Source organism: Parasutterella excrementihominis YIT 11859, assembly GCF_000205025.1.
GTDB lineage: Bacteria > Pseudomonadota > Gammaproteobacteria > Burkholderiales > Burkholderiaceae_F > Parasutterella > Parasutterella excrementihominis.
On record NZ_GL883686.1, the window covers coordinates 22,054 to 29,884 of the forward strand.

Genomic DNA, 7,831 nt, shown 5'->3' on the forward strand with positions numbered 1-7,831 from the left:
ATGCTAATGTCCAAATACAAATAATGAAAAATCTTAGAGGTCCGCTCCTAATTTTATTGAGTTCTTTGCTGTTTAGTACAACCGGAACTCTCCAGCAAGTTGCACCTGCAGGAAACACACCAATTGTGATCACAGAAATTCGAATGCTTCTTGGAGCAATAACTCTGTTCCTTTGGTGCTTCTTTACAAAGCAATTTCCCTTCAACATGAAGAAAGTTGCTTGGAAAGCTCTCTTTACAGCAGTGATCGCAGTTCTGCTTTACCAAATTTTTTTCTTTTCATCCGTTGGCAAACTCGGTGTAGCAGTCGGTTCTGTCATTTCGATTGCGACAACACCCATTTGGGCAGCCATCCTTGCCTTTTTACTTTACAAGTCAAAACCAAGTTTTTTTTGGACGATTGCTACTTTCTTGGCAATCATAGGAGTAGTTCTAATTAATTCAGCGGGTACTTCTTCTGGCGAAGCTATTGGCTGGGCTCTTTTATTGCCGATACTGGCCGGCTTATCTTACGCAGTTGAAATAATATTTATTGGTCAAGTCGTCAAGAATATTAGCCCGGAAAATGCAATGCTTTTGGAAATGTCCTTTGTTTCCCTTCTGTTGCTTCCGGTCATTTTCTTTTATCCGTTAGATTGGATTTTTACAACTCAGGGTATTCTTGTTTCCCTCGGATTAGGCGTAATTACTGCAGGGATTGCCTTTCCTTGCTTTGTTGGCGGTTTGAAGCTTACGTCTCCGATTGTTGCTGCTACATTAGCGCTGACAGAACCTTTGATGGCAACAGCGTTAGGAATCTTTTTTCTTCACGAGCCTATAACCATGAATATGTCCATAGGCATTGTGTGTTTAATTTCCGCTGTAGCTGTATTGGTATTCGAAAACAAGAAGGGCTAATTTTCAAAAATTGTGATTCGGGGAGTGTCTTTATAAAATTTGGTAAAAGTATTATCCCTCCATTCTTTTAAACAATCTTTAAAAATTCGTGAAAGTCTGTTCGTTGAGAGCGAGGGATTTTCTCCTTTCCGTGTCATAAGCCAGAAACGGGAAGAGGTTATCTCCTCTGTTTCTGGAAGATGCCGGAGCTGTTCTCTGCTAAGTCGATGTCCAGTTTGTGCTATGGTTGTCGGTTTTACGATGCTCCAGCCTTTTCCCGCCATAATGAGGGAAATCAGAACTTCATTGCTGTTAGTGCTCAGATAGTTAGGCAATCTATAGGGCAAAATAGAAAGGAGTTTTTCAATAAATCGACCGTCTCCGCTCTGATCAGGGGAATGAATAAAGGGAATCCCGGAAAAAATTACCGACTGCCAATTGAGTACTTGAATCCCGGAAAGTTGTGGAGGCAGGGCTATCATCCACTTTTCTTCCAACAGAGGTCTGCGCAACACTCTATTTTCCTCCCCGAAGGAGTCGCTGACTACGATATAGTCCAGCTGGTTTTCCAACAGCCTTCTGAGAAGCAGATTGGAAGGGCCTGTGATAATCGTCAACCCTGATGAAACCTTACTTAACTTCTCACAGGTGCAAGTCGAAAGCAAACAAGCTGCAGAATCAATGAAGCCTAAACGATACGTTTGACGAACAGAATCTATATCTTTTATTTCGTCAATAGCTAAAGAGATTTGAGAAGAATAATCTCTTAGCGCACTTTGCAGTTTTATCCCCGCAAACGTAAATTTTACGGGCCTTTGACTGTTATCAATTAGTTGCAACCCCAATTGGATTTCTAATTGTTTAATCGACTTGGTGATGGCGGGCTGAGTTTGACCTTTATATTCAGCGACTTTTGAGAAACTTCCCAATTGGCTCAAGAGTAAAAAATTTTCTAATCCTTTATCTAGGGGAGAAAATGAAGTTAGATCTGTCATTCACTAGACTCCTGAGGATTATGGGGTGAAGTGGTATTCTTGGATTTTTAGATAAACAGTACCTTATTATTTTAGAGATTTTTGTTTGAGTGAACGTTCCAACAACTAAGTTTATAAGCCAGTCTCCGAGTGATAACTTGAATTTTCTTTATTATGGCTAGAAAAGAAAATTCATTCCAAAATTCCTAGCCGCGCTTAACAACTGTCGGCTCAATACCTTGTCTTTTGTAGGCGACATAGCGATGCCGCCCCTCCGTTAATTCGGGATCGTCTCTGCCGACAATATCGATAATTTTAGGGAAACGTTCCATCAAGGCCTTTGTATCAATTGGCGCGCCGTGCGTTAAAAGAACTAAAAGCTCGGCACCGGGAAGATCAGCCGCATGAGTGGAAAGGGCCACGCCGCCTCTTTGCATGTCCGGTGTATTAGGACGGCCGTGGGGAATAAAAGAGGTGGGCTCGAACGCCCAAAGCATATTATCAAACCGACGAAGTTCATCATCCGTTTCCAAGAGTACACACGCAGACATATTCAGCCGCTGCGCTTTACGCATGGCCAAACAAGCGTATTTGAAACGGTTTTCAACACCGGTATGAAATGCTAAATCTGACATGACTGAAATCTTGTCATAATCGATGTTTTGAATCAAGCGAGCATGCAAATTTAGTGCTCAAAACAAAAGGCCGGACGAGCCGACCCCTTGTTCAAAGCAATTCAGCCTTAGTACATGAAATGATAATTCAGAGTAACATTCTGTCCGAAACTGCCGTGTGCGCCTGCAGCTACGCCGTACATAAATCCGAAAGAATGCTGTCCCTTCGTCAGCTGAAGGCCCACTTTACCTCGATAGGTGACAGAGTTTGCAAATCTGCCGGAACCTCCTTCCTCTCCACTGAAATAGGTCTTGCGCTTTCCGGCTGTCGGAATGACGGCCAAATCGATCATCGTGCGGGACTTCCAGCCAGCAGCACAGGTGTACTCAAAACCTGCGTTAACGCCAACGGGGAACTGCCAGATATTGGAGCCTGACATGTTCACAGAACTTGGCTCCGGCGTTTCTCCCGGTTCGAGGTTATCAGTACCGTCCGACTTCAAGGCTCCATTGGAAAGATGCGTGAAGCGGACGCCGTAGTAAGGAACGAAAGAAATTCCGCCCGCGACAAAGCTGGTTTCAAAACGAAGGCCTGCATTGAGTGCGTGGGAATTACGATCCTCAATGTCGTGTTTGCCGTCATCTTTCTGATGGGTATAGCCCAAATTAGCTAAGACATTAACTTTTTTTCCAGTCCAAGTTCCGTAAAGGTTGGCGCCATACCAATGAGAGTCAATCTTTAAATCATCTTCACCTTCATTGTCATACCACTTCAGCTTACCAGCGCCCCCGTTCAAAGCGAGGCCTAAGCGGAAATTGTCAGCAATAACATGGTCGTAACCAAAGACACCCCCAGCACCTTTGTTTTTGAACTTACCAAAGTCGCCGGTACGGTTAATTCGGTGCGTCATGCCATAAGCTTCAACCCAAGGATCGCCTTGTTTAAAGGTACGGTCCCAGCCGTTAAACAAAGGACCGGACATGGACAATCTTGAATCAATCACGTCCTGGTTGATATTGTTCACATCGTAAAGATTGGCAGTGAACATATCAGCACTGGCGGCTGCTGAAAACACAGCCAGAGCGAGGGGTGCAAGTCGAATCAGTTTCATTTTTCTCTCCGGGAAAAGAATTAGGCCTGAGGCAACTTAGAAAGCTGTTCCTTGTTGGAAGCGAGCAGCTGTTCGTTGCTGGCCAAACGGCTTCTTTCCTGTTCAATAACTTTAGCAGGGGCCTTCTTAACAAAGTTTTCGTTGGAAAGCTTTGTGTTGGCCTTAGCGATTTCATTTTCTAAGCGGGTAATCTCTTTATTCAGACGTTCACGTTCAGCGGCAACATCAACTTTGATGATCAGCATGAGGCTGAAATCGTCAACGACTGCCACCGGAGCAGCGGAGCCGACAGGACGAACGGTTTCGAGATCATCTGTGAAGATCACTTCTTCCAAACGGCCGAGCGTCTGGAGATAAGGCGTGAGTTTCTCGGCTCTTGCGCGAGCTTCTCCGTCACGGCTGCTGATAGCCAGTGGAACTTTCTTAGAAGGAGGCACGAGCATGCCGCTTCTGAGGTTGCGAATGGCATCAACCATGGCTTTAAGTTCATTGATCGTCATGTCCGCCTGTGTGTTGACCTTTGCCGGGTCATAAACGGGATAGGACTGAACCATCAGAGAATCGACGGAATTTTCGCTGCGGACACCGGCAACAACAGAGACCTTCTGCCAAAGTTCTTCCGTAATGAAAGGAATAATCGGATGAGCCAGGCGCAGCGTCTGCTCAAGAACGGTAACCAGTGTATGGCGGGTAGCTCTCTGAACAGCTTCGTTGCCTTGGTTGAGCTGGACTTTAGAAAGTTCAAGATACCAGTCGCAGTACTGGTTCCAAATGAAGGAGTAGATTGCGTTGGCAGCGTTATCGAGACGGTAGTCTTCAAAGGCCTTACGGACTTCCTGAACAGTACGTTCGAACTCGGACCAAATCCACTGATCTGGAGCGGAGTATTCCATCGGAGCATTCGGATCAAGACCGCAGTCTTTGCCTTCAATGTTCATCAGAACGAAGCGTGTGGCGTTCCAGAGCTTGTTGCAGAAATTGCGGTAACCGTCGGCGCGTTTGACGTCGAAGTTCACATTACGGCCGAGGGTTGCATAGGCAGCCATCGTGAAGCGCAGGGCGTCCGCACCGATTTCATTGATGCCTTCCGGGTAATGCTTGCTCAGTTTCCTTTCAACGATCGGAGCTTTTTCGGGCTGACGAAGGCCGGTCGTATTCTTCTTGACTAAGGATTCGAGATCAACGCCCTGGATGATGTCGAGCGGGTCCAAAGTATTGCCTTCGGACTTGGACATCTTGTTGCCTTCGGCATCACGAACCAGGCCGTGAATGTAGACATTCTTAAAGGGGACGCGCCCTGTGAAGAAACGAGTCATCATGATCATACGAGCAACCCAGAAGAAAAGGATGTCGTAACCGGTCACAAGAACAGAGGAAGGCAGATAAATATCGAAAGCCTTCGGATCGTTAATTAATGTAGAGAAGGGCACGAGGGCAGAAGAGAACCAGGTATCGAGAACGTCTTCATCACGATGAAGCTTGACGCCCTCTCCCGCTTTCTGCTGAGCTTCTTCTTCGGTATGAGCAACATAAACATTGCCTTTGTCGTCATACCAAGCCGGGATCTGATGCCCCCACCAGAGCTGACGGGACAAGCACCAATCTTGAATGTTAGAGAGCCAGTCTTTGTAAACTTTCTGCCACTGTTCCGGAAAAATATTCACCAGATTTTCCTGAACGGCTTCCAAACCGAGGTCAGAAAGAGACTTGCCTGGATAACGGCTGCCTTCCGGAGCCGGCTTACTCATTGCCAGAAACCATTGTTCTGAGATCATCGGTTCAACTACCTCACCGGTTCTCGGCACCAACGGAACCATGTGTTTATGCGGTTTGATACCGACAAGAAGGCCCTGAGCCTTCAAATCTTCAATGACGGCTTTACGAGCTTCATAACGATCCATGCCGCGGTATTTTTCGGGCACGTTATCGTTAAGATGTGCCGTTTTGGTCATGATGTTGACCTGCTCCAGGTTATGGCGCTTACCGACTTCAAAGTCATTGAAGTCGTGAGCCGGCGTAATCTTCACGCAGCCGGAACCGAACTCTTTATCCACATAATCGTCAGCGATGACGGGGATTTCTCGGTCTGTCAGAGGAAGCTTCAGTTTCTTTCCCACTAAATCTTTATAGCGTTCGTCTTCCGGATTGACCGCAACAGCTTGGTCGCCGAACATAGTTTCCGGACGAGTCGTTGCAACGACGACGCCTTCGGAGCCGTCAGCAGCCGGATAACGAATTTCCCAAAGATGTCCGTCTTGTTCTTTCGGTTCGACTTCCAGGTCGGAAACAGAAGTCTGAAGTTTTGGATCCCAGTTAACGAGGCGGCGCCCTCTGTAAATCAGGCCTTTTTCGTAAAGATCAACGAAACAGTCAACCACCACCTTGGCAAGATCATCGTTCATCGTGAAATAGAGGCGGTCCCAGTCAAGGGTGTCTCCTAAGCGACGCATCTGCTTGAGAATGTTGCCGCCGGAATATTCTTTCCACTTCCAAATTTCATTCACGAAATCGTCGCGAGGCATATCGCGGCGATTCTTACCCTGAGCTTCCAGTTTGCGTTCAACAACGATCTGAGTTGCGATACCGGCGTGGTCGGTTCCCGGCAGCCACATCGTGTTGTAGCCGTTCATGCGATAAAAACGGGTCAGGGAGTCCATCACGCTGTGGTTGAAGGCGTGACCCATGTGAAGAATACCGGTGATGTTCGGCGGCGGCAGCTGGATAGAGAAAGAGGGCTTGCCTTCTTCAAGGCCGGCCTTGAAATAACCTTGTTGTTCCCAGAAGGGATACCACTTGGCTTCAATCGAAGCCGGATCGTAACTCTTAGCGAGTTCTTTGTTCTGTGTTTCGCTCATGGTGCTGAAATGTGAATATGCGAATCAAAAATAGAATTTCTTATTTTCTCACGTATTGAGGCTTTCCGCGAAAAATAAGAAAAAGTCGGAAAATTTGACTGTAAACGTATGAAATCTTGGAGAAACGGAAAGGGGCATATGAGGAGAAGTATGACCGGAATCAGAAGATAAAAATGGGATAACCATTTCTTATTCAAAAAATAATTCTTCCTAATGCTATTTGGCTGGAAGCGTTTTTCTCGTTAATTTGATCTCGCATTTACTCAAGGAGGAAACAATGCACATCAAAAAATGCTTTACAGCCATATTTATTTCCAGCGCTTTTTTATCCGCCGGATTAGTTAATTCTCATGCAGCCGAAGCTCCGGTTCAGCAGCAAAAAGTTGCGAAGCCAAACGTCGTGATCCTGGCCACAGGAGGAACAATCGCCGGCTCTGCCGCCAGCAACACCCAAATGACGGGCTACAAAGCTGGTGCGCTAGGTATTGATGTTTTGCTGCAAGCTGTCCCTGAGATTCACAAGGTTGCCAATGTCAAAGGTGAGCAGATCTCCAATATTGGATCTGAATCAATGAACAACAAAATTTGGCTGAAATTGGCCAAGCGTATAAATGAATTGCTTGCCAAACCTGACGTAGACGGTATCGTGATCACACATGGCACTGACACTCTTGAAGAAACAGCTTATTTCCTGAACCTTGTGATAAAATCCGACAAGCCAGTCGTCATCATAGGAGCTATGCGTCCGGCAACAGCTATTTCCGCTGACGGTCCTGTGAATATCTTGAATGCCGTAAATCTTGCCGCATCTAAGGATGCTAAGGGCAGAGGTGTACTGATTGCCATGAATGACAATATTAATGGCGCCAGAGATGTTCAAAAAACAAACACTCTAAGAGTTGACACTTTTCAAAGCCCGGAACTCGGTTACCTCGGTTACTTTGAAAACGGCCGTCCGGTTTTCTATAAGGCTACAACCCGTAAGCATACAATAGATACCGAATTCGATGTCAGCAATCTAAACGATCTTCCTCGAGTCGACATTATTTACTCTCATGTGAATGATGACGGAAGAATGGCCGAAGCTGCCGTTGCCAACGGCGCAAAAGGTATCGTTCATGCCGGAACTGGGAACGGCTCTATTCATGAAGCAGCTGAACCAGCTCTTTATGACGCTGCCAAGAAAGGTATCGTTGTCGTGCGCTCTGCCAGAGTTCCAAACGGCCCGACGATTGAATCTACAGCTGCTTGGGATAAGGCAGGATTTGTTCACGCCGGCACGCTCAATCCGCAAAAAGCAAGAATCCTGCTGCAGTTGGGTTTAACCAAGACCAATGATCCGCAGAAGATTTCGGAAATGTTCAAACAATATTAATTAAAAGAATCACAATTCGACGAACT

The 7,831-nt window shown here is 46.3% G+C and carries 6 protein-coding genes; 2 read left to right on the forward strand and 4 right to left on the reverse strand.

Annotated features, from left to right (window positions below; all coding sequences use genetic code 11):
* Positions 1–23 precede the first annotated feature (23 nt).
* Positions 24–896: a DMT family transporter gene (locus HMPREF9439_RS02565; protein WP_008863593.1), complete on the forward strand. Its 873-nt coding sequence runs from the start codon at positions 24–26 to the stop codon at positions 894–896.
* Here HMPREF9439_RS02565 and HMPREF9439_RS02570 read toward each other — a convergent pair.
* The 4 genes from HMPREF9439_RS02570 to HMPREF9439_RS02585 all read right to left on the reverse strand — a co-directional run bounded on the left by HMPREF9439_RS02570 (position 893) and on the right by HMPREF9439_RS02585 (position 6,430).
* Positions 893–1,870, reverse strand: a complete 978-nt coding sequence (locus tag HMPREF9439_RS02570; protein ID WP_008863594.1) for a LysR family transcriptional regulator — start codon at positions 1,868–1,870, stop codon at positions 893–895. The genes HMPREF9439_RS02565 and HMPREF9439_RS02570 overlap by 4 nt on opposite strands.
* 185 nt (positions 1,871–2,055) lie before the next feature.
* Positions 2,056–2,484: a DNA polymerase III subunit chi gene (locus HMPREF9439_RS02575; RefSeq protein WP_244862370.1), complete on the reverse strand. Its 429-nt coding sequence runs from the start codon at positions 2,482–2,484 to the stop codon at positions 2,056–2,058.
* A 107-nt stretch (positions 2,485–2,591) separates the two neighbouring features.
* On the reverse strand, positions 2,592–3,575 hold the full coding sequence (locus HMPREF9439_RS02580) for an autotransporter outer membrane beta-barrel domain-containing protein (protein ID WP_008863596.1): 984 nt from the start codon (positions 3,573–3,575) through the stop codon (positions 2,592–2,594).
* 20 nt (positions 3,576–3,595) lie between these two features.
* A complete protein-coding gene (locus tag HMPREF9439_RS02585) occupies positions 3,596–6,430 on the reverse strand; it encodes a valine--tRNA ligase (protein WP_008863597.1) in 2,835 nt (944 codons plus the stop codon).
* A gap of 277 nt (positions 6,431–6,707) precedes the next feature.
* Between HMPREF9439_RS02585 and HMPREF9439_RS02590 the strand changes: the two genes are divergently transcribed.
* A complete protein-coding gene (locus HMPREF9439_RS02590; RefSeq protein ID WP_008863599.1) occupies positions 6,708–7,805 on the forward strand; it encodes a type II asparaginase in 1,098 nt (365 codons plus the stop codon).
* Positions 7,806–7,831 lie beyond the last annotated feature (26 nt).